This window comes from Methanosarcina hadiensis (assembly GCF_046529725.1).
GTDB lineage: Archaea > Halobacteriota > Methanosarcinia > Methanosarcinales > Methanosarcinaceae > Methanosarcina > Methanosarcina hadiensis.
The window spans coordinates 3,849,420-3,874,519 of sequence record NZ_CP136241.1 but is presented as its reverse complement, the minus strand read 5'-3'; the positions used below and the strand labels follow the sequence as shown (position 1 = coordinate 3,874,519).

Sequence of the window (25,100 nt, the reverse complement as noted above, 5' to 3'; positions counted from 1 at the left end):
ACGTTCATGTTTAGAATACGAAAGTTCCATGTCTGAAGTCGGAACCATTCAGATTCATAGTCAGAATATGACCGGTAACCTGAGAATATTGGTCCTCTTCAAATTATCCTTAAAATTTGATTCAGGGCAGGGAATTTCGCATATTTTTATATTGTAAATAAGTTTATCCGTCTCAGTTCTATATTCTATGGATTATATTAATCTTCCTCGAAAAACAATTCTTTCTCTATATAGCGTTAATTCATTCATTTTAAATTTATTGTTAGAAGTAGTACAAGTTCTAACGTTATAACTATATATACCATTTACTGTTCATTAAAAATAATGACAGAAAGACCTTCCCTCGACGAATATTTCCTTGAAATAGCCCATGTAGTGGGCAAACGGGCAACCTGCCTCCGTAATAATGTAGGAGCAGTAATCGTCCGGGATAAACGAATTCTTTCAACCGGATATAACGGGGCACCAAGCGGTATGGAACACTGCCTTGACGTTGGATGTATCAGGGACCTTGAAAAAATTCCCTCAGGCACAAGGCACGAGAAATGTAGAGCAGTGCATGCTGAGCAGAACGCAATTATTCAGGCTGCAATCCATGGTGTCAGCATTGAAGGAGCAACTATTTACTGCACGCATCAGCCGTGCATCCTGTGTGCGAAGATGATTATAAACTCAAACATCAAAAGGGTAGTATACTCAATACCTTACCCTGATACCGATTCCCTTGCTTTCTTCAGGAGCGCGGGATTGGAAGTAGAACATATTCCTTTTGAGCTGAAATATTGAATACCTGATAAGCTATATTGTAATTAAGGAATAGCAGTAAGAGGTAATTAAGAAAAAAAGTAAGAGTAATTAAGGAATAGGAGTAAGGGGTGGAATAATGCCTGAGGAATTAAAAGCCAGAACAATAAAAGTCGAAGATTTGATTGACTACCAGGAAGGATCGGTTGTAAGTCGGGAAATTATCCGTAAAGGCACCGGAACCGTGACTATATTTGCCTTCGATAAAGGAGAAGGGCTTAGCGAACATACTGCACCCTTCGATGCCATGGTTCAGGTAATAGATGGAAAGGCAGAAATCATTATTTCCGGAAACAAAAATATTCTGGAAAAAGGGGACATGATAATAATGCCTGCCAACGAACCACATGCGCTGAACGCCGTGGAAAGGTTCAAGATGGTTCTGACCATGATACGTTCGTAATATACTCTCGTTTTTTTATTTTAAGACCTTAACTCCAGGTCTTATTAACTTCGAGATCTTATTACTCCAAGATCTTATTTTTGCTCAATCCCGTTTTACTCGTTTTTACCTTTTTTCCCAGGCTTATTTTTTATTCCTCAGGCTTATTTTTTGTTCCGCAGGCATCGGAGGCCTTTTTTGATAACATCCAGGTTTTCAGGGCGGTATGTTTCTTTTATAGAAGTGTTTCCTTCAAAATAATAATCAAGCCCTCGAATGACTACAACAGGCATGCCGCCTGCCCCCTCTCCCATTAAGAGGTTGGCAGCGCCTGCAAGCTCATCAGCAATTGCCTGCTCTGTAATTTCCAGGGTTTTGCCGAAAAGATCTTTCTCCCCTATCCACCTTTTTATTGGTTTTATTTTGTAAATACCAATAGCAACTCCTGTTTGCCCTATCTTGAAAGCTCTCCCGTTTGTGTCCGTAACAATTACACTCAGCTTTTTCCCGCTAAGCTTTTCAAGTTCCTTTCCGAGTTTTGAAGCACTGGAGTCCGGATTTTCAGGAGGGTAAAGTAAAAACCCGTTCTCAATGTTGGACTCATCAACTCCTGCGTTCACACAGGTGTGCCCTGCAAGTGTTGTCACGAGCATGAAAGGTGCCTCGACAAAAACTTCCCTGCTCCTTGAAAGGACAGCCTGAATAAAGCGGGAATCTTTTCCTGTACGGGCCGCAATTTCAAGAGCCTGTTCCCCTGGGGTGATATCCTCGAGCCTGAAGATTTCCCCTTCGGCTTTTGCAACAATGGTTGAGGCGATAACGATGATGTCTCTGTCCTTGAGTTCGATTCTTTTACAGATAATAGAAGGCAGGTCGTCCCCTTTATGAATAAGGGGAATCTTTTCTACGGCAATTGCTTCGAATTTCAAAGGGTTTCCTCAAAGGTTTTAAAGTCATAAGTTAGGGAAAAATGATTTACAGCGTTATGAAGTACTTTCATAGATCAATAATTTACAGCAGTAAAGGCAGTAACCATAAATAAGACCACCGATATACTGGATCATGCGGCGATGATGAGAGTTACCCCGGCTGAGCAAAAGATGATGAGAATAATTTCCTGATGCCGCACCTTTTACACTGTTTCCTGACTTATTCTATCTTCCGTTTATTGTGTTTCTCGAGTTTTGCATGCATAAACCCGCCTTTTCTATTTTGTCCAGTTTTCGGTTGAATTTTGTTTTGAAATAAGTTCTCAAGCCAGATTAGGAGAATTTTAAGAATTTTTATCTAGCTTGCAAACCAAATTCCTTCAGGGGTGTTAAACATTAGTCAGTATGACCTGAATGAAATGGTACAGAAAATTAAGCAAAAGAGCCCTTTTGAATTAAAAGACAATGAACGAAGCAGATCCTGGAGCTTGAGAGTTATTATAAGCAAACTATTTTATTCTCTGGATTACGAGAACGAACCTCAGGCGACAAGAGAAAAGGTGACTCAGCTTCTTCTTTACCACGGGCAGTTCAGCAGAGAAGAAATCGATAAAACTTTCCAGTCCTCAGCAAAGGAAACTACTAATTATTCGCGGGAATTCCTGAAACAGCATCCTGAAATTGCAATGTACGAAGCCGGAAGGAATAAGGAATTTCCGGAGGAAGATGAAGAACAAGAAGGAGAAAGACCAAAGGAAATAAGGTATATTTTCCCTCACTATGGCTAAAGACCTTAAGAAAAAATATCCTTCAATAAAACTACAAAAACACCAAAGAAGCAAAAATATCAGTTAAGTACCAGTATCTCTATAAAGTAAACCATACAGACGCGCGATTTAAAATTAATATTACTGTGAAGAGAAAAAGAAAGTTAAAAAGCAGTAACAAAAAGACAATTATGCTTTCAATCAATGAAAGAGAATTTTTAAATCTATTGATTACTTATTTATAGTCCCTAGTCCAAAAAAACATTAAAATAAGACCATAATACCTCAAATTTATTCAAACTGAGTTAAAATTTACTGAGAAATTATGACAGATGCCTATGACACAAGCATAAAAAATCTTTCTGACCCGGAAGAGAATTATAGATATACAAAAGCAGCCTACGTAACAAAAGTCTCGATGGTCTTAAACTTTTTATTGACAGGTTTAAGTTTACTGCAGGGATTATAGGCAATAGTTCAGCAATAATCGCTGATGCGGCTCACTCCCTGTCTGACTTTATAACTGATATAGCAGTGATTGTGGGTTTAAAGGTCGCCAAAAAACCGGGAGACAGTACACACAATTATGGACACGGGAAAATTGAGACCTTAACTGCAGCGTTCATAGGCCTAATGCTTATTGTAGCGGCTGCTGGAATTTTCTGGGGAGGCATTCAGAAGGTAATCACATTTTATCATGGAGAAGCACTTCCAGAACCAAGTAAAATTGCTCTTATTGCGGCAGTCCTTTCGATTATAATAAAAGAATGGCTTTACCGTTACACCATAGCGTATGGGCGAGAACTTAAGAGTGACGCTTTAATCGCAAATGCCTGGGATCACCGTTCTGACGCTTTTTCTTCGGTAGGAACCATGATAGGGGTCGGAGGAGCGATCTACCTTGGAGGCAAATGGGTGGTACTCGACCCAATAGCTGCAGTTGCACTGAGCTTCTTTATCCTTAAGGTAGCACTTGAGGTATCTTATAAAAGCCTTAATGAACTTCTGGAGGCTTCACTGGATTCTGAGACATACAGGAGTATTGAGGAAGCTTTATTGTCTACAGAAGGCGTGCTGGGGTTTCATGAGCTCAAAACTCGAAAAATCGGAAACGCAATGGCTGCTGATGTCCATATAGAAGTTGACAGGGATCTGAGTATTTTGGATGCACATGAAATATCAACGCATGTTGAAGACAGATTAAAGGAGATATGCGGTAAAAACGGGCATTTCTCAATTCGTGTAGAGCCGTGTTCTGATTCTGAATATTATAAAAAGAATACATACGGGACAAATAACAGTGGTAAGTTATAAGAACCAAAAAAGGGCCAAAAGAGAATACAGGATTGGAATAAATACATAATCCGATAAAAAAAAGTATAGAAAAATATAGAAAAAAATATAGAAAAAGAACGTAGAAAAAGAATATAGAAAAAGAACGTGGAAAAGAAAAACTGCGAGTTTCATCGCAGTCTGAGGTTTCATAGAAGGATATTTTCTGTTTTCAAAGATTACTCGATCTCGATCTTCTTTTTCGGCTCTTCAATTTTTGCTTTCGGAAGAGTAATTGTCAGGACACCGTTTTCCATTTTTGCAGTAGATCCCTCTTCCCTGACACTGGAAGGCAGGCGAACAGAACGGTAGAATTGTGTATACGCTCTTTCCTTGCGAAGGTATCCTTCTTCTTCGGACTCTTTTTCCTTGCTGGTTTTCGCACTGATCTCAAGCATGTCTTCTTTAAGATTGATTTCCACATCTTCTTTATTGATCCCTGGAAGGTCTGTGGTAACCAGGAGTTTATCTTCTTCTTCTTTAATGTCAATGGCAGGAGTGTATACCTTTCCACCGCCCCATTCTTCCATAGGCATAAAGTCTTCAAACAGCTGGTTCAGGCGTTCCTGTGTTCTTCTAATCTCTTCAAAAGGATCCCAGCGCGAGGGTCCTGAAAACGATCTTTTAGCAGGCCATCTCATCTTAATATTCCCCCTTAAGTAAAAAAATTATGCAGATATAGATTTGCAATTTTGAATATATTGAGAATGGATATATAAGTTTTCTCAGGCAATTTAGCTAAAATGTACCGAAAAAAAGAGCCTGGACGAAATAAAAACGCATAAAAGAAAAAGAATTTCCGGGAAAATCGATTAGAATCAATTTCTTGAGAAAGTTTAAAGGCTTCCGATGTGAAAACCGTGAATAAGTCCTGAAAAAAAATCAGGTAACAGGAAGTTTTATAAAGAACCTGAAAACAGGAAAACTTATAAAGAGCTTTGAAAAACTTAGCTCTTTACAAGTATCCCTATCAGGTCTGAAGCTTTTACAAGCCCCATTGAACCATTTTTAACTGAGTCCTCATCAAAGGATTTCACAGTATCCGGATCAGGTTTATCAGTCCTGTAAACTGCAAACGGGATAGGGTCCTTTGTATGCGTCTTTACGGAAACAGGAGTCGGGTGGTCAGGAAGCACAAGGATCGTAAAAGGCTCATCTGAAGCTTCGGCATATTCAAGGATAGGAGCAACTATGCGGCTGTCAAAATCCTCAACTGCTTTCAATTTTTTCTCAGTACTTCCTTCATGCCCTGCCTCATCAGGAGCTTCCACATGTACGAAAACAAGATCTCTGGTTTTCAGAGCTTCAATGGCTGCGCTGGCTTTCCCTTCATAATTTGTGTCCAGGTAACCGGTTGCTCCGGGGACTTCAATTACATCCAGCCCTGCATATATTCCAATGCCTTTAAGCAGGTCCACTGCAGAAATGATAGCTCCCTTTTTCCCGTAAAGCTCCTTGAAAGCCGTGAATTTGGGGGCATAACCCTGTCCCCAGACCCAGATGGAATTTGCCGGATTTTTGCCCTCCTGTACTCTCTTCAGGTTAACAGGATGCAGTTCCAGGACAGTCATAGATTCTTCAATTATCTCTGAGAAAAACTCTCCATCTTTTCCTCGGGGAAGATATTTATCTTTCTTTTCTCCTGTGATATCATGCGGAGGCGTACATTCCATTTCAGCTCCCAGGTTATCCCTGGCAACAAGGAGATGCCTGTAACTTATTCCCGGATAAAACCTGATGTTATCCTTCCCAAGTTCGGAATCAAGTGTATCTATCAGAATTTCTGCTTCGTCGCTGCTTATATGCCCTGCACTGTAGTCTTTTATTCTCCCGTTTTCTATGGTAATAAGATTGCACCTGAAAGCCACGTCATCTGCCGCAAGAGACACTCCCATACTTGCAGCTTCCAGAGGAGCTCTTCCTGAGTAATAGGTTGCCGGGTCATATCCCAGAATTGACATATTTGCAACGTCGCTTCCCGGATGAAAATCATCAGGTACGGTCTTTGCAAGCCCTGTTTTGCCGCGCGCTGCAATGGAATCCATCGCAGGTGTTCGGGCTGCCTGTAGAATAGTCCTGTTACCCAGTTTCTCTATAGGGTAATCAGCCATTCCATCTCCTATAAGTACGGCATATTTCATTGCTTCACCTTTTTCAACTACTTACCCCTCTTCTTACAGATAAAATATATCACTTTCCACCAGGTACCTTTATAATATTCTTTTAGTATCTGCCAGCAAGCTTTTTCTGCCGATCCTAACGTTTCAATTCCTATACCCATTTTACACAAACATTATAATATAGTATCCATATCCTATAGACGTCAGGCTCTCAGCATAAAATATATTAAGTGACGGGAGAGCCGGAAAAAAGTAGTCTTTACAGGCAGGATCAGTCCTGAAAAGCGGCTGTGCACTAACAGCATATCTATCAGGTTGTAACTAACGATAGTACCAGACTGGCCTGTGAATCTGACAATAATGGTCAGATTAATTAATATCTAATACTAAGAGTAACACATTAGAAAAAATAGAGATGTGAGAATACCCTACTTAAAGCTAAAACGTGATCCGATCATGAAAATTGTAATGAAATTTGGAGGAACTTCCGTTGGGGACGGAAAAAAAATCCGTCATGTTGCCCAGCTTCTTAAAAGATACCATGAGGGCAACCAGATTGTGGTAGTGACCTCGGCACTCGGCGGAGTAACCGATAGGCTTCTGGAAAACGCTCGCCTTGCCTCAACAAAGGGCAAGGTTTCGCTTGTAAAAGAGTTTAAAACAGAACTCACAAACAAACACCACGAAGCTATAAGGGACGCCATCGACAACCCCAATGTTGCAAAAGAAGTCCTCCAGATCATTGACCTCAGGATAGACGAGCTTGAAAAAGCCCTGATCGGAATCTGTTATCTTGGTGAACTTACCAGCAGGTCAATTGACTATATATCTTCATATGGAGAGCGCCTGGCTGCTCCTATCGTTTCAGGCGCTGTCCGGTCCCTTGGGATTCCTTCGATTGAATACACCGGAGGAGAGGCAGGGATTTTAACCACGTCTGATTACGGGAATGCGCGCCCTCTTGAAAGGACATATGAGCTTGTATCAAAAAGGCTTACTTGCAGGCTTGATTCCCATATTCTTGTTGTTACGGGCTTCATAGGGGAAAATGAAGACGGAATAGTTACTACTCTCGGGAGAAGCGGATCTGATTTCTCAGCTTCTATCCTTGGAGCAGCCCTGAAAGCTGACGAGATCTGGCTCTGGAAAGAAGTAAGCGGGATAATGACAACAGACCCGAGGATTGTGCCCGAAGCAAAGACCATACCTCAGATCTCTTATGCAGAAGCCATGGAGCTTTCTTATTTCGGAGCAAATGTACTGCACCCGCGCACTATTGAACCTGCGATGCGTGAGCATATCCCGGTAAGAGTCAAAAACACCTTTGATCCGGAGTTCTCGGGTACACTCGTGGTGGCTGAGAAATTCCAGTGCAAGCATGTTGTAAAAGCCGTAAGCCTGATCAAAAACGTAGCCCTTATAAATATCTCAGGCGCCGAAATGGCAGGGACGATCGGGACTGTGGCAAGGGTTTTTACCGCTCTTGCAAGGGCAGGGGTAAACATTGTTATGATCAGCCAGGGGTCTTCGGAATCCAACCTCTCTTTCGTTGTCAGTGAACCACATGTGGAGCCTGCATTAAAAGCTCTCCATTCCGAGTTCAACCGTGAAATCGTAAAGGAGATTACTTCGGATAGAAATGTATGCGTAGTCGCGGTTGTAGGGGCAGGAATGGCAGGAACTCCCGGAGTGGCAAAAAGAGTATTTGGGGCACTTGGAAATTCAATGATTAACATTATTATGATCAGCCAGGGATCTTCCCAGTACAACATTTCTTTCGTGGTCAGGGAAGATGACGCATATGCCGCAGTCAAAACTCTGCACGATGAATTTCAGCTTTATAATGGGAACGGAATTGAAAAAAAGCTATGAAGCGGCAGGAAGTGTCACACAATGAGCGAAAAGCACCTAACATACGCGGATTCGGGCGTGAATATTAAAGAAGAAGAAAAAACCGTCAAAACCCTTATCGACAAATTGAGTTATGTTCGAAAGGGTATTGGAGCTCCTCTCACAGGGATAGGACACTATGCAGGGCTTCTGGACTTCGGGGAGTATGCCCTTGCAATGACAACGGATGGGGTCGGCTCAAAAGTGCTCATTGCAAATGAGATGCAGCGCTGGAATACCGTAGGCATAGACTGCATCGCAATGAATGTTAATGACCTTCTGGCAATAGGGGCTGAACCTGTAGCATTTGTTGATTACCTTGCCCTGGAAAAACATGAGGAAGGCTTTGCCGCACAGATAGGAGAAGGGTTACTCAAAGGAGCAGAAATCTCCAGGATGTCCATTGTCGGTGGAGAAACCGCTACTCTTCCGGATATCATTAAAGGTTTTGACCTAGCAGGCACCTGCCTCGGATATCTTAAAAAAGAGGATATTATTGAAGGGGGAAAAGTCCAGGCAGGTGACGTAATTATCGGCATCCCGAGCACAGGCGTCCACAGTAATGGCTACACCCTTGTGAGAAAAATCATGCAGGAATCCGGATACTCTTATCATGATCCCTGCCCGTATGACAGCTCAAAGACCATAGGAGACGACCTTCTTGAGCCTACCAGAATTTATATTGAAGTCCTTGATGTCCTTAAAGCATGTGAAGTCCACGGGCTTGCCCACATAACCGGTAGCGGGCTTTTAAAACTGAGAAGGGTGACAAAACTTGGTTTTGACTTCTACGATCCTCTGGAGCCACAGGAAATTTTCAAATTCCTGCAGAAAGAAGGCGGAGTCGATGACTTCGAAATGTACAGAACCTTTAACATGGGAATGGGCTTTTTAATTATCCTGCCGGAAAAAGATGCTGCTAAAGCTATAGAAATAACAGGCGGAAAAATAGTGGGAAAAATAGTGGAAAGCGGAATAAAAGTTAAAGACTTGATAATAGAATAAAAGATGTGTAAAGAATAAAAGAATGTAAAACTTAATTTGAAAAATCAACTTAGGGGAAAGATAAAAGAAAAAGCTCGCTTCCCCTATGTTGAAATCCTGTTCTTTTGATCTTTTCCTGGAATTTCATCAGGGAATCTTTTATAATACGATACTTTTCAATAATACGATACCTTTCAGGTTCATTTTTTCCACATATCCTGATAACTGCTTGAAGACACTTTGGAACTTTCAGAAGGTTTGCCTTTTTTTACTGGAACGGTTTTATTTTCTGTCTCCATCTCCCTGAGTCGATTAATCTCTTTTACGCTGTCCTCATTATCTATTGTCAGGACAAAACTCCCGTGACAGGGCTTTGTATAGGTGAAAATCAGTGCATTGCCTTTAACTCCTATAGCGATCGGAGGCACTCCTATTACGTAATAATCCTTGAAGATTTTGTAACCCGGAGATACATAGTAAACTTCATCCGAGTTTTTCTCAATATACTCTCTGGCATCTTTATAAGTAGTCTTTTCCAGGAGGATTGTGTACTTCATCTGCTCTATACAGCTCATCTGGCTATTTCCCCCATTACTTTGTCCAGCTTGTTTTTAAGGCGCATGGGATTGTGTGTGTCCTGCGTAACAATCTTCTCACATTCGAACTCTATCGTTTGGGCTAATTCCTCGGCGCTCCCGCCAAAGACAATGGAATACATTTTAGCCTGAGAAAGGGCGCTTACTGTTGCTGCATAAGTTACTCCGGAATCGTTATGCATGAAAGCAAAGCATATGTCAAAATCCGTCTTTTTTTCAATAATGTCTTCCAGAGTCTTATCGAGATCCGTCAGCTTCTTTGCATAGTAACTATCGGAATCGGAAACTTTCAAAAGCTTGGTTGCGGCGCCTGTTCCGGCAACGGTTACATCGAATCCTAAATTGGTCAGTTTGTGGGAAAGATACAGAGCAATACTGGTCTGAATAGGGACCCCTGGACATCCCATCATAAGGAGCACTTTTGCACCGGTCATAATATTTCATTTCTCCGAGGTGTTTTATCTGTAAGGATGTGATATGAGTTAACCCTGAATTTCAACCTTTGCAATTGATATTCAGCGGAAACTCTTGAAGTGAGACAGCATTTTTTCAGCAGTTATCCATAAGTCCTTTCAATAATTGTAAGGTCTGATTTAACATGATATTATCAGTAAGTTAATATATAAATTGTCAGGACCATTCTTGGGATCTTAGAACCTTCGCATCTTTCTGACTGATCTTTACCTGTAAAAATATTTCTGGTATAATTACAAATGGATTATAATGATCTAACTCTTTGTTCTGGTTTTTACAATGATCAAACTCTTTGCTCTGGTTTATTACAATAAACTAACTCTTTGTTCTGGTTTTACAATGATCTAGCTCTTTGCTCTGGTTTTTACAGTGATTTAATCCCTTGTTTTAATTTTTTAGGACTTACGCACTTGCCTGCTTTGCAGGCAGCTTTCGAGTTTTTTACTTTTTAATCTAATTCATATATTGGTTTTCTGATATATTGACTTACAGCATTTCTTGTAATGCTTAACTTTGTCTCAAACCATGTCATTCCTGTTTTCATTCTTTGGACTTCAAATCTTAGGAATGCTCTTAGTGCCATCATAATATGTGCTCTCTGCACATTATTTCTTCTTGCCTGACAGCGTTCTACTCCACAAAACTGTTTAATTCCTCTATGGTACTCTTCAATTTTCCATGCTTTTTTCCCTAACTCTTTCCTTTTTTCTTCTTTCATATCCAGTACATCTGTAGCCCAATACTGCGTGTCTCCGTCCTCGGAAACTATCCGAAATACTTTGATGAAACCATATTCTTTCAGATGAACCGTTATTCCTTCTGGTGGAATACTTAACAATTCAATTGCTACATTACCAGTCTTATCAGGATTAACTAACCGGTTTTTCTTCAATCTCGTTAACCAGTGCCATCCCTTTTTCCTGATCGCTTTGAGATTCTTTATACTGGAATACCACGTATCAAACAGAACAAATTCAGGCTTAAAACCACGTTCTTCTGCCTTATTTAGCATATCAAGGAAATGATCGTTTTTTGTTTTTCCATCAGTATTTATATCGTAAATTCTAAAGTCAACAGGGATTATGGCGTCATTAGACGTCCAGACAACGGTTTCAAGATTGATCCCATTTACAATCTGATGATGTTTACCACTCCATTGTCTGTAAACAAGATCCATATGCTTGGAATATGGTTTATCCAGAACAGTATCGTCGAAAACAAGAAAGCCAGTATAAGGAGTGACTATATCCTTTACTTCTTCCCATAAAGCCTCCGTATCCGGAGGCTGCCTTAGAAGAAGACGGGTAAAAGAGTCATGAGCCGGATTATTAGAATCTAAATAACTGCACTTTGAAGCTTCGGTACAGCTAAATACGCGTGAAGAAGCGATAAGAAAGTTGATGTAATCGAGATCAGTGCATTTAGGAGGATTTATTTAATTCAACCCAGAGATTTTTTTTTTGATTATATTTATACCAATATATTAAAAAAAGTATTTTAATGTAACTTATGAAAAAGTGCTTCAACCGCGTAAGTCCTATTTTTATAATGATTGACTTTTTGCTCTGGTGTTATGCAAATACACGGAATAAATCAAAGATTTCCGCAGAGTCTTCCGCTTTTCTTTTTAAGATGTTATATCTATATATCATCCCCTCATAACTTTAACCTGTAAATTTATTAGCGGTCATACGGGGTAGTGGTAACTTTTAGAGTTTTCCTGGCCGATCTGCAGAAAAGGACACAAAAGGTACAAAAATGGTGTGTTTAAGTGAGTACAAATTCGAAATTCTTCTGAAGCATGCTAATCCGAAAGAATGTGAAAGCTTTATTAAGGAGCACTCGGAGGAGACGTATCTTGTACCCGGCGGGTACAAAATAAAAGGCATTTTCCTGCTTGGTACATCTATCCCTATTGGTTTTTCAGGAAATGCCATATTATTCCAATTTATAAAACCCTGTTTCGGTCTTTTTGTACTCAGGATAGAAAATGAAACCGAAGAAATTGAAAAACTTAGAGAGCGGTATAAAAAGGACAAAAATATAAAGAAGATAAAATAAGGGAGCAGCAAAAGGGCTGCTTTTCAGCTTTTTTTCCTTTTAAATTTATTTCAGGCCCAGCACTAAATTCTGTTTACGTTTATATGTTTATTTTACCTTATTTTTTTCAGGACTATATTAGGACTATATTATACAGAGTTGGAACTATACTATACAAGTTCGGACTACATTATACGGGACTAAGCTTTTGACCTCCAGTTTTGCTTTTAAACTTTAACCTTTTTTGTACACGTGGTCCTGCATTCAAAGAATCCGGCTGCAGGCAGCTCATGAATTGTAGTTGCGACAATCATACCTTCTCCGATTTCTTTTACGACCATAATGGGTCTTCCTTTTTCATCTTCAAGGACAACCTGAGCATCAGTTTCTGAAAAATAGCCGTCGCATCCTGCAGGGGGGATAATGTTTTCAATAAGTTTTTGAGCCTCATGTTCGCCCACAGGTTGGGGTGTACAGGGGTTTTCTTCCATTGCATATTTCAGAGTGAAAGGCAGCCATTCATACTCATATTCTGGCACAAGAGGGCTGAAAACCAGGAGTGTCCCGCCTTTTGCCACAAACTTTTCAAGGGAACGTTTGGCTCTTTCAAGCCCGACTCCTATCTTTGTATATTGTTTATTTGCAAAGCCTGTGGGCAGGACAAGAACTTTGCAGGCAGGTAAGTAAGGGGTACCAAGAGACGTGGAAAGCGCACGGCTGCACTCAAGCCCGTATTCTACGAAGAGTTTTTCAAAAAGAAGAGGACAGTCCCATAGTAGAATTACATCACTCATGAAAAATGATAGTAAGCTTCCACATATGAATTTATCTATCCGAATACAAACTTACGGAGCAAAGGAAGGTTTGGATTCCCAGTCTGTCAGTCTTGATTCGGAAATGCGGCTGGTATTCAAGTTTTTTCCTAATTCAAAGACAATCATATGAGGACTGGAAGTAACTGTAAATGGATGTCCTATATATTTAAAAATATTAGAATAGTAAGAGATAATACGTTCACAAACCTTGCTATCGGAATAATCATGAATTAATCTGACGTATTCGCTGTCCTTCTCGGTACTGACTTCAATCTCTGTTCCTATGTTATCAGTAAGATAAAGCGCCTTAAAAATCATTATATGCTCTGCAAGGGTGAAAGCTTCCGGAGGTTTGCCTGTAAATAACTCAAATTCTCTTGCCATATCTTCAACTGAAGGAAGATTCCCGGAAACAAAAGCTTCAAAAGTTTTTTTATTCATACTGAGCCGCTCGTAGTTTTGCTCTCTATAAATTTTGACAATATTTTTCCAGAATTCAGGTTTTCTCTGGATCTCTTTAAAGGTGCTCTCCATCGGTCCGAAGTGTTCCTCAAGTCCTTTTGGAGTTTTTTCATAATCGAGAAATTCACACCTTTTAAGATAGACTTTGGTTACATTTGACTTACAGAATAAACCCTGTACGTCAAGCTTCATTTTTTTTGCCAGGAAAAGTGAGAGGCTATGAGCAACCACTCCCCTGAAGCAAGGATTGCCATTAGAAAGAGTAAGAATAACCGATTCCGGTTCAAGGCTCCCGGTGCATTCAGCGTCAACTTTAATTTTCCAGCCCAGCCTGTTATTCAATCCATTTACATGATTAATAAAATCAGGAATTCTTTTAATAGAATATGGATTTATTAATTCGTATATAATTGATTCTTCAATAAGCAAGCCCGAAGTCCTATCAATGAGCCATTCAAGCATTGTATGATGGATAAGTAGGAATTCTTCCTCTTCAACCAGTTTGTTGCGAGATTCTGCATTTTTTAAAGCCTGATTTAAATCTTTACTTCCTTTTTCTCCCTTTTTTCCTTCAATAACCTGAGAAGCAGTTTCAATAGAGTCCCTTATTGCTGCACTTAAATTTCCATTATTTTTGTCCAGAAAGGGCTTTAATTTATCTATGTAACACTGGTCAATTGAGATATTTTTTCGGACTATCAAGTGGACATCCTCTTTTCCCTTTTTGGAGATGAAAGAGATTCGAGTTTTCCTCACTCTCCGCACTATTCTAGATTTATCAACAAGTAGTAGATTGCAGTCATCACTTATTAATTTTTTTGTTGGAAGATAAAACAAGAGAATATGATTGTAAATAAAAACCCTGAGAATTGAATGGTAGAAAACAATAGCATACAGAGCACAAGAAGTACAGGTTGAAAATCTCTTCAGAAGATAATTTCGTATATATATTTAGATAGTATAATTATAGCAGTCTAATAAAAAAAGGAAAAAATTCAATATTTACAGTTAGTTAAAGAACAGGTATAACAGGGATCTTTAAACTCCAGAATAATAAGATTCGATACTGTCCTGACATCAAACGCATATCCTGCTGTAAGGAATACCTTCGAAAAAAGCGCTATAAGCTTTTCAATAGCGACTTCTTCGGAAAATTGATGCCGAATTTTTATGCTTATTTTCCCTCTCTCATCGGTTTTTTCAACATCATTTGCAATCTGGGTAATAGAAACTAATCTTTTCAAAATAGCAATTAATTCATAGAGTGGAATCTCCTGAATAGGTTTACCTGCAATAGCTTCGAAAAAGCTTGAAATATCAGGAATCTCACCGGAAAGAAATGTTTCGAAAACATCCCTGTTAAGGTTTATCCTCTGGTACCTCTGGAGCCTGTATTTTTCTACTAAAGAAGTCCAGAAATCGGGCTTACTTCTTATTTCTTTAAATGTATAGTCAAGGGTTCCAAAGTTTTTTCTTATTCCTGGAGGGACATCCGTATCAGATACGTGCTCCTTGAGGAAAATACGAATTGAATTAGATTTCCGGTGGACAAAAGGAACATCAAGGTTTTGATAGCGACCCAGAAATACAGAGATTGCCTCAGCAAGATATGCTCTTAAACTGGGGTCTCCGTTCTCAATCACTATAACCTCAATTTTATCCTCCTAGGTACCGAGATAAGCTTCAATTCCCCATCCCATATTCTGACTGCGGGCATTAAGATACTCAAGAAGGTCTGAGACGCTTTTAATCTGATACGGGTTGAAAATTTCACTTACAAGCTCATCATTTACGAGTATCCCATCGGTATTTTCGATAAGCCATCGAAATGAAAGCTGGCTAATCAATATGCATTCTCCGCTCTCAATTAAACTGTTACGAATCTCAGGGTACTTTGTCGAGTCCTGTGTAAAATATTCCAGGGCATCGTCTACGGACTCATGGCCCTGAAGGGCAGCATCTGCAAGCTCTATTGCATCCCTTATTGCAGCACTTAAATTCCCATTATTTTTATCCAGGAAGGGCTGCAATTTCTGAAGGTATTCATCTTCCATAGAAACGTTTTTGCGAATCAAAGATTATCCCAGCTTTATAAAGATCATATTTCAATAACAGCCTGAAGTTTGCAGGCGTTCATAAGCTTAAAGAATATCAGCAAGCTTATGAAATCTTTCATATATATATAAAATTTATTATTTATTAAATAAAATCCAGATCCGGAGAAACTTTTATGGCATCCTGCATCGAAGTACCAGAAATGGAAAAATCAAACAATATGAGTTCTGACACGTACCTTACACTGAATTTGTGAAGACCGGCTTCAAACAAATTGGAAAACATCTGGATAAGTTTTAAAATTACACCTTCATCGGAGTAATCGTGCCTGATTTTGATACATTCTTTTCCTTTCTCAGTGCATATCTCCACATCATTTACTAACTGTGAAGCAATTACAAGGTATTTAAAGAGAGGAAGCAGTTCCGAAAGAGGAATTTCTCGAAGTGAACGGTCAGCTTTGATTTCAAGGTATTTTGTGATATCAGGGAGTTTGCCTGCTAAAAGGGCTTCAAAGAGATCCTTATCCAGATTTACCCTTTGATAATTGAACTTTGTATAGAGTTCCGCAAGCGTTATCCAGAAGGCAGGTTTTTCCTCAATCTCTCTATAAAGAATATCTTTAGGACCAAAAAGTTTCCTGACTCCAGGAGCTACACTGTGTATATCGTACCGAGCGATATGTCTGAGGTATACAGTAATCGAATTTGATTTTCTATGAAGCGCCTCTGTGTCCAGACTCATCCAGCGCGAAAGAAAAATACAGACCGCTTCTACAAGAAACTCGCGAAGATCCCTGTCCCCTCCAATGAAATCAATACTTGCACAGTCGTTTTTTTGAATGTCTTCTCCACAGGAACTCGAAACTTCAATCTTCCACCCAAGCTGTTTACTGATACGGTTCAGGTGCGCCTCAAGTTCGGGGATTGTAGCAATTAAATATGGGCTTATAAAATCATTTACAATATCTTCATCAATAAGCTTGCCAGCATTGTTTCTAATAAGCCACTTCATCATCTGCCGGTTTATCGCAACAAACTCTCCGCTCCTGAGAAGTTGTTCCCCTGTTTCAGGGAAGCTTCCCTTTGCTTTCAGGCTTTCATAAATCTCTTCTGAATTTCCAGAGTTTTCAGGGCAGAGGCTAACCAGATCAATTACTTCTCTTATAGCCGCACTTAAATTTCCTCCGTTTTTCTCCAGCAGAGGCTGAAGTTTCCGGAGGTGAGCTTCATCCAAAGAAACGTTTTTACGAATCAACAAAATCCCGGCTTTATTTAAATTTGTGGCTGCTCTGGAAAAATTTCCATATGCATCATAAGTCTCTGAAGGTTTGTGAGAGTTATACTTGCCTGCACGCTTTCAAATCAGGCACTATTTCTTCTTATCCAGTACCATGAAGCCTGTGTATCCAGAAAGTTATTGGTTGCTATGCATCCAGACAGTCATTGGTTAAAAGATACAAATATAAAAAAGTTATTATTTCATGTGGAAAATATAAATTTACTTATTCTATCAGCTTAACTCCAGAAGTCTGGACAACCGGAATGGCTTTAAGGCCTGCATATATTATCTAGCCTCATGAACAATGACTCAGAAAGACTCTCGAGAGTCCGTATGATTGCGGACTACCAGTTCGGGAAGGGTACAGGAAAAGAGCTTTTCCCTGACGGGTCAACATTCCAGCTTTCCAGGACAAAAAGAGTGCGTCAGGTCCTTTACTCAGGCAAAAGAATCGCAACTGCAAGGGCAAAAGATGGTTTTTTTACTCTCAGTATTGAAGGAGCTTCCATAGTCCATAGGCTTCTTCCCGGAAAAAAGCTGAGGGTAGTTGTTTCCGATGATGCTGCACCTTTTGTGGAGGCAGGCAAAACAGCTTTTGCAAAGCACGTAATTGAGATTGATCCTGAACTCAGGGCTGGGGAAGAAGTGCTCATTACGGACAAAAAGGACAGGCTGCTTGCTACGGGGCAGTTGCTTTTATCCCCTTCAGAGGTCCTGGCTCTTGACACTGGAGCGGCTGTGGATGTACGTGTGGGTACTGCTTCGAAAAGAGAAGAGTGAAAGAAAAACCAAGTGAGAAAATAAGTAAAGGAAGATAATTTAAACAGGAAGACAAAAGTATTTTTACTTTTTATACAAATTTTCATATAGCTGGATATAATATAAGATGCAATCCATACTGCTCAAAAAATAAGAATGGGCAGAAAAAATGAATAAGAATATATTGTAGATAGTTATTTTTGAATGGAAACTATCTTAAAAAACGTTATCTTACAAACACTGACTTACAGAACATCACTTTACAAAAATTACCTTACAAAAAGTTAACTTATAGGGCATTACCTTACAAACACTAACTTACAAAGCGAATAATTGCAGTTTCAATATCGCGGTTTAAAAACTGCACCCCGAAAACCATGCCTGAAACTTAAAAATGACAACAGGAAATAGTTTTCTCGGAGAGTGAAAACATCCCAGAGCCAGAACAAATCCTAAAAAACCTTCTGGTTCCCGATAATACCAGAATAGAAACAAACAGGATTACAGTCGATGGAGACATTATTATCGGTAACCATTCCAGCGTCCAGTACTGCATATCTGGAGATACGGTTATCATGGGGGAAGGAGTTGCTGTTTCCGGAGATATAGCAGCCTTCTCTGATGCCAGAATTGATATGTGGTCAAAAATAGGAAGCGGGGTAAAAGTCGGAAGAAACGCATATCTGGGAGAATTCGTTACTATTGACGGGAAACTGATCGTAGAAGGAGACCTGGACGTAGGAAAAGAAGTTAAAATTAAAGGCGGATTTGAAGCCAAAGGCTGGATCATCGTCAGGAATCCCGTGCCTGTAATCATGTTTCTACTCCTGTATATCAGGGAAATGATGCGCCTCGGCAAAGGAGAAGAGGTGGAAAAAGCACTTGAAGAGCTTTTTGATGACTCCGAAGAGGGAGAGGAATTTGATGGAAAGGAGCCTGCAGAAAAAGTGCTTATCATACCTGCAGATACAAGGATCTCTCCTGAAGCTATGGAGATTGGAGGAAAAGCAGTTATCGGGAACAACTGTTATTTAATAGGGAATCTCAGGGTGCAGTCCATCGAAACCGGGAAAGCCCTGATTCTAAAAGGAAGCATCAATTCGGAAGGAAATATAACTATCGGAGAAAACAGTACAGTCTATGGAAGCCTTATTTCGAAAGGGCAGGTGCATGTAGGAAAGAACAGCAGAGTATTCGGAGGAATAAGAGCTGATTCGGTAGTTATGCATGAAAAAGCAAGAGTAGACGGTACTATTAAAGCACCTTCCGGAGTATCTTTTTTAAGAGAGGCATCAGGAGAAAAGCCTCCGCTTGCAGAAGTTAACGCTTTAGGGAAAGTGATTATGGTCGAGGCGGAAGAGCAGCTAAGGAATGAGCCTGATAAAGGACTCGTAAAAGCTGTAAATATTGAAGAAGCAGATTCTCCAATCAAAACCGGTCTTAAAGTCAAAGATGGCTTTGTGCCCGGTATGGAGAAAAAATCTGCCAGAACCAGATCTCTTGCAAGAACCCGGCATTTTGCGGGACCAAGATCACTTAGAAAGAGACAGGGAGCCGGAGACCATCAGAGCTAACCGGATTCTTTGATGTATTCGGAGTGTGCGGTTCTCCGCTTAGAATTTTTAAATGGATTATTTCCGGGAGACTGAGTTTTCTGCTAATCCTTATTCTTTGAGCACTTAATTTGCTCTGCAGCAGAAAACATTCTTTTCCAGAAATAATAGATAATCTGTAAACAGATAGCTTAAATGTCCTCAAAAGATCCGCAGAATTAGTAATCATCTGATATTAGAAGATAGGGGAAAAATTTAAACTGGGAAATTAGCTAATCAGGAAGTTATTAACTCAAGGTGTTTTTGTAGAAGCCAGTTGACTATTAAAGAGATAAACATCATTAAAACACTGATAACCAGTTGTAAACTTACGGATTTAGATTTATTATCGAAAAAGGACTTAAATCGAACACAATTTTTCACAGTAGCTTGGAGATAAATTTACGGTTACAAATTTAAAGGGAAGGAATTTACTTGACAGAGAAAACTATTGATTCAGGTGACCTGCAGGCAAGGTATAATTCTACCATAGAAAAAGACTCAAAATATGTGATGCAGAGTTACGGGCGCCAACCGCTTGTGCTTTCAAAGGGCAAAGGAGCAGTCGTCCAGGATATTTATGGTAAAGAGTATATCGATTGTGTTGCAGGCATTGCAGTAAATAACGTTGGACACTGCCACCCAACAGTTGTTAAAGCAATACAGAAACAGGCTGAAAAGCTTATCCACGTTTCCAATTTATATTATACTGAAATTCAGGCAGAACTTGCTGAAACTCTAGCCTCGATTACAGGTATGGAACGTGTCTTTTTCTGTAACTCGGGAGCCGAGTCCGTAGAAGCTGCAATGAAACTGGCTCGCGTGGCTACCGGAAAAAGTGCTTTTGTAGCTGCTGAGCATTCCTTCCATGGCAGGACAATAGGAGCTCTAAGCGTAACTCACAAAAGTATGTACAGGGACCCTTTTACGCCGCCTGTAAGTTCGAAAACAGCTTTTGTTCCGTACTCTGATGCCGATGCTATCAGGAAGGAGATTTCCGAAGATACGGCAGCAGTTATCCTTGAACCTATCCAGGGAGAAGGTGGAGTCAATATTCCGGATCCCGGATATCTAAAAGAGGTAAGGGAAATTTGCGACGAGACCGGAGCCCTTCTTATCTTTGACGAGGTTCAGACAGGCTTCGGAAGGACAGGCACATGGTTCTGTAAAGAACAGTTCGGAGTAGAGCCTGATATTATGAGTATGGCAAAAGCTATAGGAGGAGGGTTCCCTATGGGTGCCATTGCAGCACGCAGCGGGCTCAGTTTCGAGCGCGGACAGCATGCTTCTACTTTTGGAGGCGGACCTCTTGCCTGTGCGGCAGCTCTTGCTTCAATTCAGGCGATTAAAGAAGAAAAGCTTCTGGAGCGCTCAAAGGAAATGGGAGCTTATTTCATGAAAAAGCTTTCAGGCATGAAAAGGGACGATGTTGTTGAGGTCCGCGGCAAAGGGCTTATGATAGGAGTTGAGATCAAGTACCCCTGCGGAAAGTTTGTAGATTTTGCAAGGGAGCACGGAGTGCTTGTAAACTGTACCTCGGACTCGGTACTTCGCCTTGTCCCTCCACTTGTGATTACGAAAGACCAGATAGATGCGGTAGTTGATGTCCTTGAGCAGGCGTGAACTCATAAAAAAGGAAATCTTTGATATTGCAGAATACGTTCCCGGAAGATCAATAGAAGAGATAGCTTCAGCTTACGGTCATAAGCCCGAATCAATCATCAAACTGGGTTCAAATGAAAACCCTCTGGGACCTTCTCCAAAAGCAGTCCTGGCTCTCGTAGAGGCAGCTCCCGGAGCAAATATCTATCCCTCGGCAGACGCGCACGAGTTAAGAGAGGCTCTCTCAAGATACACAGGTTTTCCGGTCTCGAATATTGTTGCCTCGGGGCCTGGAATGGACGGGCTTCTTGATGGGCTTTGCAGGATAATCATTGAAAAAGGAGACGAGGTTATCATACCTACTCCTACCTTTTCCTATTATGAACTGCCTGCGAGAGCCTGCGGTGCAAAACCTGTTTTTATCAGGCGGAACCCGGACTTCTCCGTAAACCCTGAAGAAGTCTTTGAAGCAGTATCTTCGAAAACGAAGATTATATTCCTGTGCTCACCAAATAATCCGTCAGGCAACCTCCTTCCTGAAGCTGACCTGAGGAAGATTGTTGAAAATACCCATGCCCTTGTGTTTGTAGACGAAGCATATGTCGAATTTGCGGACAGGAACCTTTCAGCTCTTGTAAAGGAGTATGACAACCTTGTAGTTGGAAGGACTTTCTCCAAAGTGTTCGGGCTTGCAGGGCTCCGCCTAGGTTATGGGATAATGCCTGAATGGCTTGCAAAAGAGTACCTGAGAGCTGCCACCCCATTTTCCGTAAGTCTTCCGGCTTTAAGGGCAGGGCTGGCTGCGCTTTCGGACACGGAACATCTGAATAAAAGCATAAATCTTGCAAGGGAAGGCAGAGAATACCTTAAAGAAAAAATCCCGTTTAGGGTCTATCCTTCGCAGGCAAATTTCGTGCTTGTGGATGTCGCTCCCCTGAGAGCAAAAATGGTTACGGAGAGCCTTCTGAAAAAAGGAATAATAGTGCGCTCCTGTGACTCGTTCAGAGAAGCCGGAGACTGTTTCATCAGGGTAACAGTCGGTACTCCTGAACAGAATGAGAAGGTTGTCAGGGCTTTTGAAATTTCAAAAAACGAGGTTTAAATCTGATCCAGGGACCTTTCTCCTTCCCTTATTTTTAATAGCTAATTTTCCTTATTTTAACAGTCAAAATTCAAAGTCCATATATTGTCTGATCTCTGATTATTCTATACTTTGGATTTTCATCAATGGGTAATTTAGTCCAGAGTCGTATTCCATTGCGACCTTCACCCTTAAAGAACCATATTTAACAGTGATTTTGACATCAAGCATGGGACCCTGAAGTTCTGTATACCCGAACTCGCTGTTTAATTTGCTTTTTAAGAGATTCCGGTCAATCTTCACCGAGATATTCTCTACAAAAGGCTGAACTGAAATGCTTTCCTGGATAGCCTGCTCAAGGCTTGAAGCTGTTTTCAGGTTTACAGGGGAACCCGTGAACTGGTGATAAAGAGCCCCCAGTTTTATTCCGGCTTCGAAAAGCGCGTTATCCCTATCCGTTATTTTAATTTTTGTCAAATAATCCTCTCCCTGTTAATGTGATGTTTCAGTGCACTAAAATAAGACGGTTTTTTAAATGAATTTGCTGTTTTGATAAATTTGCTGTTTTAATTTTATATTGCCAATTTAGTTTTATATTGCTGTTTTAGTTTTATATTGCCGATTTAGTTTTATACATTACTGCTTTTCTCTCCTTATTTCAGCCTTTAACCCCTTCTTGTTTCCGTAATCTTTACTATTGGTAATGCTGATAAGAGGAATCTTCAAGAAAGGTGAAAACAGGTAGCTCAGCATGAGAATAAAAGGCAGGAAAGAAAAGATACGCATATACTGCACGTTTATAAAGTAAAGCAGTATGGTTATCCCGAATACAGCAGCTACGAAAGCGAGAATTTTTACATTCCTGATCTTCGGGTAATTTACTGTGCTCACCATAAGTATGGACAGGGCAAGAGTCAGAGCAAGGAGAGCATCTACCCTTACAAAGCTTCTGCCGAGCAAAAAGTATGTGACAAGCATTATGCAGCCTGCAGTAATGGGAAGGCCTTCAAACCCTGCTTTCGGGACAGAAATCGTGGAATTGAAACGGGCGAGCCTGAGAACGCCACAGACAGCATAAAAGCCTGCAAATATTCCGACAACAGGCTCTTTTACTCCGAATTCGAGGAATATGAGAAGAGCTGGAGCAACTCCGAAAGAGACCGTATCTGCCAGGGAGTCAAGCTGTTCCCCGAGTTTTCCTCCTTTGAATCTGCGGGCAATGTATCCGTCCGCCCCATCTGCAATTGCAGCAAGCAGTAGTAAGATCAGAGCAAATCCAAAAGAATCACTCTGGGCGGCTATTGCAATGGAGCCAATTCCGCAGATCAGGTTCAAAAGAGAGACCAGATCCGGGAGTCTTAACATCTGGAATACGTTCATATTCAAATTTCCCTGTCATTTTTTATTGTTGCTATAATTGTTTTGCCTGCAAGCACTCGCTCCCCTTTTTCAACCGTAATGTCAAAATTATGAGGAATTGTTACATCAACTCTTGATCCAAAGCGGATCATACCAATACGCTGTCCCTGTTCTACAATATCATTCACATTCGAATATGTGACAATCCTGCGGGCAATTGTGCCTGCAATCTGTGTAACTCTTACATCCCCATATTTACTATGGATAATAAATTCATTTCTTTCATTCCTCTCCGAGTCCTTACAGTAAGCAGGGAGGTAACCACCTTTTTTGTAAATTATCTCCTTAATTTCTCCTGAGATCGGAGCTCTATTAACATGCACATTTTGAAGAAACATAAAAATGCAAATTTTCCTGTCCCTGATGTCGATAACTGTACCATCGGCAGGAGAGATCATGTAAGCATCAGATGGTTCTACCTTTCTCTCGGGGTCCCTGAAAAAGATAACCATAACAAAAGTCAAAGCCATTCCCATATTAGCAATATAATTAAGGAACGGTACACTATCTGTCGCCCTGGAAAGAATTGCAAGCAGGGCGGTAACAGATGCAGCTGAGAAGAGCCAGGGTTCAGAGCCTTTTGCAATCATTGATCTCAATCCCTAGCAAATCTATGCAGCAGATATTTCAATTCTTCGGAGAGTATTACCCAGAGACCATCTATCATTCCAAGCAATTCAGGCAGAATCTTGAGCACAGCATATGAAATTAAGAATAGGGCTATTCCCGAGCCTGCTTTTGCAATATAGTTGTGGGCAATAATGAAACTGTCAGTACCAAACCACTGTTCTCCGTAAGCTACAACAACAAAGATATCCCTGATCAGGTTAAGAACATAGATCACTGGCACGGATACAATAAAGGCCGGAATCAGGCGACTGAGGGGAGCTCTGACAGAGCCGATCAGCCCAATAAAAAGGGCAATGCTTTCAATTGCGGTACATGCAAGGATAATCTCAACCGTGTACCCGTTGAGAGTTATCGTATTCCAGGATTTCATATACGCCGGAAAACCAAAGTACTGGAGAACCCAGGTAACCTGTGAGGTAACGTTTCCAATAATCCAGGTATTCAGGGATGGAAAATTTGCAAACGGGAAATAAACAAGAGCTCCAAGAGCACTTGCACCTGTAAGCATCGAAGTTATGTCAAGGGCATTTCCTTCAGTCTGAGTTGAGGCTGCCAGGTGCATTACTTCCCTATCACCTTTCAGAACAAGGGGGCCTTTTCTGTACTCCTGAAGCATTATATACGCCACAAGCAAGCAGAAAAGGGCAAACAAGAATGTGAGGCCTACATTAGCATAGTCCTTGATCTCGAAGTAATGAACAGGCTGGTAACCCCAATGGATGGAAAACACACCCCATCCTATTCCCCCTATAAGCTTACGGATTCTTAGACTTCTGGGGATAACGGATGACGCAATCATTAACCCGACTGCGAGCCAGAGTAAACTTTCTATCATTTTTCACGCACCTTTTTGCCCGGGATAAAGATATTCAATAATTACTTTTGTTCCGTGATACTGGAAGATCTCGGGCAAGTTCTGGAGTTTTGGAAAGCAGAACATGAAATTCCCTAAAATAATTAATAGATTTCCATAGAGATTATACAAAGGATTTAAAGTTTTCATATCCACAAATACATAAGGGACTCAAAGGTTATGGATTTTACTTCCTTATAGAGGGTTTGAAGCCTTATGAGTTAGAGCCCTAT

26 protein-coding genes are annotated in these 25,100 nt (G+C 40.5%); 11 read left to right on the top strand and 15 right to left on the bottom strand.

What is annotated here, in order from left to right; translation table 11 throughout:
* Positions 1–324 precede the first annotated feature (324 nt).
* Entirely contained in the window at positions 325–786 is a 462-nt protein-coding gene (locus RSJ42_RS16630; protein WP_410508355.1) for a deoxycytidylate deaminase, read from the top strand.
* Between the two features lie 97 nt (positions 787–883).
* Positions 884–1,207, top strand: coding sequence for a cupin domain-containing protein (locus RSJ42_RS16625; protein ID WP_410508354.1), 324 nt, complete (start codon positions 884–886; stop codon positions 1,205–1,207).
* 143 nt (positions 1,208–1,350) lie between these two features.
* Here RSJ42_RS16625 and RSJ42_RS16620 read toward each other — a convergent pair whose 3' ends face one another.
* Complete coding sequence (locus RSJ42_RS16620) at positions 1,351–2,115, bottom strand: coenzyme F420-0:L-glutamate ligase (protein ID WP_410508353.1); 765 nt, start codon at positions 2,113–2,115, stop codon at positions 1,351–1,353.
* A 419-nt stretch (positions 2,116–2,534) separates the two neighbouring features.
* Between RSJ42_RS16620 and RSJ42_RS16615 the strand changes: the two genes are divergently transcribed.
* Together RSJ42_RS16615 and RSJ42_RS16610 are read left to right on the top strand one after the other, a co-directional pair.
* Entirely contained in the window at positions 2,535–2,903 is a 369-nt protein-coding gene (locus RSJ42_RS16615; RefSeq protein ID WP_410508352.1) for a hypothetical protein, read from the top strand.
* 363 nt (positions 2,904–3,266) lie between these two features.
* Entirely contained in the window at positions 3,267–4,196 is a 930-nt protein-coding gene (locus RSJ42_RS16610; RefSeq protein WP_410510402.1) for a cation diffusion facilitator family transporter, read from the top strand.
* Positions 4,197–4,393: 197 nt separating this feature from the next.
* Here RSJ42_RS16610 and RSJ42_RS16605 read toward each other — a convergent pair whose 3' ends face one another.
* Together RSJ42_RS16605 and RSJ42_RS16600 are read right to left on the bottom strand one after the other, a co-directional pair.
* Positions 4,394–4,855, bottom strand: coding sequence for an Hsp20/alpha crystallin family protein (locus RSJ42_RS16605; RefSeq protein ID WP_410508351.1), 462 nt, complete (start codon positions 4,853–4,855; stop codon positions 4,394–4,396).
* Positions 4,856–5,161: 306 nt separating this feature from the next.
* Positions 5,162–6,355 carry a cofactor-independent phosphoglycerate mutase gene (locus RSJ42_RS16600; protein ID WP_410508350.1) on the bottom strand — a complete coding sequence of 398 codons (1,194 nt, stop codon included), beginning with the start codon at positions 6,353–6,355 and terminating at the stop codon, positions 5,162–5,164.
* 435 nt (positions 6,356–6,790) lie between these two features.
* Between RSJ42_RS16600 and RSJ42_RS16595 the strand changes: the two genes are divergently transcribed.
* Together RSJ42_RS16595 and purM are read left to right on the top strand one after the other, a co-directional pair.
* Positions 6,791–8,206 (top strand): aspartate kinase, encoded by a 1,416-nt coding sequence (locus tag RSJ42_RS16595; RefSeq protein WP_410508349.1) that lies wholly within the window; start codon positions 6,791–6,793, stop codon positions 8,204–8,206.
* Positions 8,207–8,227: 21 nt separating this feature from the next.
* Entirely contained in the window at positions 8,228–9,229 is a 1,002-nt protein-coding gene (purM, locus tag RSJ42_RS16590) for a phosphoribosylformylglycinamidine cyclo-ligase (RefSeq protein ID WP_410508348.1), read from the top strand.
* A 179-nt stretch (positions 9,230–9,408) separates the two neighbouring features.
* Here the strand turns inward: purM and RSJ42_RS16585 are convergent, their stop codons facing one another.
* The 3 genes from RSJ42_RS16585 to RSJ42_RS16575 all read right to left on the bottom strand — a co-directional run bounded on the left by RSJ42_RS16585 (position 9,409) and on the right by RSJ42_RS16575 (position 11,713).
* Positions 9,409–9,783 (bottom strand): DUF1894 domain-containing protein, encoded by a 375-nt coding sequence (locus tag RSJ42_RS16585; RefSeq protein WP_410508347.1) that lies wholly within the window; start codon positions 9,781–9,783, stop codon positions 9,409–9,411.
* Complete coding sequence (locus RSJ42_RS16580; protein ID WP_410508346.1) at positions 9,780–10,238, bottom strand: DUF1890 domain-containing protein; 459 nt, start codon at positions 10,236–10,238, stop codon at positions 9,780–9,782. The genes RSJ42_RS16585 and RSJ42_RS16580 overlap by 4 nt, the downstream gene beginning before the upstream one ends.
* Before the next feature lie 488 nt (positions 10,239–10,726).
* On the bottom strand, positions 10,727–11,713 hold the full coding sequence (locus tag RSJ42_RS16575; protein ID WP_410510287.1) for a transposase: 987 nt from the start codon (positions 11,711–11,713) through the stop codon (positions 10,727–10,729).
* Positions 11,714–12,036: 323 nt separating this feature from the next.
* On the opposite strand from RSJ42_RS16575, the gene RSJ42_RS16570 reads away from it, so the two are divergent.
* Positions 12,037–12,339, top strand: a complete 303-nt coding sequence (locus RSJ42_RS16570; protein ID WP_410508345.1) for a DUF1894 domain-containing protein — start codon at positions 12,037–12,039, stop codon at positions 12,337–12,339.
* A gap of 206 nt (positions 12,340–12,545) precedes the next feature.
* On the opposite strand, the gene RSJ42_RS16565 is transcribed toward RSJ42_RS16570, so the two are convergent.
* From RSJ42_RS16565 to RSJ42_RS16545, 5 genes are all read right to left on the bottom strand, one after another.
* Complete coding sequence (locus tag RSJ42_RS16565; RefSeq protein ID WP_410508344.1) at positions 12,546–13,112, bottom strand: hypothetical protein; 567 nt, start codon at positions 13,110–13,112, stop codon at positions 12,546–12,548.
* A gap of 51 nt (positions 13,113–13,163) precedes the next feature.
* A complete protein-coding gene (locus RSJ42_RS16560) occupies positions 13,164–14,297 on the bottom strand; it encodes a hypothetical protein (protein WP_410508343.1) in 1,134 nt (377 codons plus the stop codon).
* A 293-nt stretch (positions 14,298–14,590) separates the two neighbouring features.
* Positions 14,591–15,238 (bottom strand): hypothetical protein, encoded by a 648-nt coding sequence (locus tag RSJ42_RS16555; RefSeq protein ID WP_410508342.1) that lies wholly within the window; start codon positions 15,236–15,238, stop codon positions 14,591–14,593.
* A gap of 21 nt (positions 15,239–15,259) precedes the next feature.
* Positions 15,260–15,670, bottom strand: coding sequence for a hypothetical protein (locus RSJ42_RS16550; RefSeq protein ID WP_410508341.1), 411 nt, complete (start codon positions 15,668–15,670; stop codon positions 15,260–15,262).
* A gap of 124 nt (positions 15,671–15,794) precedes the next feature.
* Positions 15,795–16,886 carry a hypothetical protein gene (locus RSJ42_RS16545; protein ID WP_410508340.1) on the bottom strand — a complete coding sequence of 364 codons (1,092 nt, stop codon included), beginning with the start codon at positions 16,884–16,886 and terminating at the stop codon, positions 15,795–15,797.
* Between the two features lie 342 nt (positions 16,887–17,228).
* On the opposite strand from RSJ42_RS16545, the gene RSJ42_RS16540 reads away from it, so the two are divergent.
* The 4 genes from RSJ42_RS16540 (at position 17,229) to hisC (ending at position 21,986) form a co-directional block, all read left to right on the top strand.
* On the top strand, positions 17,229–17,711 hold the full coding sequence (locus RSJ42_RS16540; protein ID WP_410508339.1) for a PUA domain-containing protein: 483 nt from the start codon (positions 17,229–17,231) through the stop codon (positions 17,709–17,711).
* A 554-nt stretch (positions 17,712–18,265) separates the two neighbouring features.
* The gene (locus RSJ42_RS16535) at positions 18,266–19,264 is read left to right on the top strand and encodes a hypothetical protein (protein ID WP_410508338.1); all 999 of its coding nucleotides are present in this window, start codon (positions 18,266–18,268) and stop codon (positions 19,262–19,264) included.
* A gap of 453 nt (positions 19,265–19,717) precedes the next feature.
* The gene (locus RSJ42_RS16530) at positions 19,718–20,905 is read left to right on the top strand and encodes an acetylornithine transaminase (RefSeq protein ID WP_410508337.1); all 1,188 of its coding nucleotides are present in this window, start codon (positions 19,718–19,720) and stop codon (positions 20,903–20,905) included.
* On the top strand, positions 20,886–21,986 hold the full coding sequence (gene hisC / locus RSJ42_RS16525) for a histidinol-phosphate transaminase (RefSeq protein ID WP_410508336.1): 1,101 nt from the start codon (positions 20,886–20,888) through the stop codon (positions 21,984–21,986). The genes RSJ42_RS16530 and hisC overlap by 20 nt, the downstream gene beginning before the upstream one ends.
* A 99-nt stretch (positions 21,987–22,085) precedes the next feature.
* On the opposite strand, the gene RSJ42_RS16520 is transcribed toward hisC, so the two are convergent.
* From RSJ42_RS16520 to artA, 4 genes are all read right to left on the bottom strand, one after another.
* Positions 22,086–22,442 (bottom strand): dihydroneopterin aldolase family protein, encoded by a 357-nt coding sequence (locus tag RSJ42_RS16520; RefSeq protein WP_410508335.1) that lies wholly within the window; start codon positions 22,440–22,442, stop codon positions 22,086–22,088.
* Between the two features lie 159 nt (positions 22,443–22,601).
* Positions 22,602–23,345, bottom strand: a complete 744-nt coding sequence (locus RSJ42_RS16515) for an archaetidylserine synthase (RefSeq protein WP_410508334.1) — start codon at positions 23,343–23,345, stop codon at positions 22,602–22,604.
* 2 nt (positions 23,346–23,347) lie between these two features.
* On the bottom strand, positions 23,348–23,974 hold the full coding sequence (locus RSJ42_RS16510) for a phosphatidylserine decarboxylase (protein WP_410510401.1): 627 nt from the start codon (positions 23,972–23,974) through the stop codon (positions 23,348–23,350).
* A 5-nt stretch (positions 23,975–23,979) separates the two neighbouring features.
* Positions 23,980–24,849 (bottom strand): archaeosortase A, encoded by an 870-nt coding sequence (artA, locus tag RSJ42_RS16505; protein WP_410508333.1) that lies wholly within the window; start codon positions 24,847–24,849, stop codon positions 23,980–23,982.
* Between the last annotated feature and the right edge of the window lie 251 nt (positions 24,850–25,100).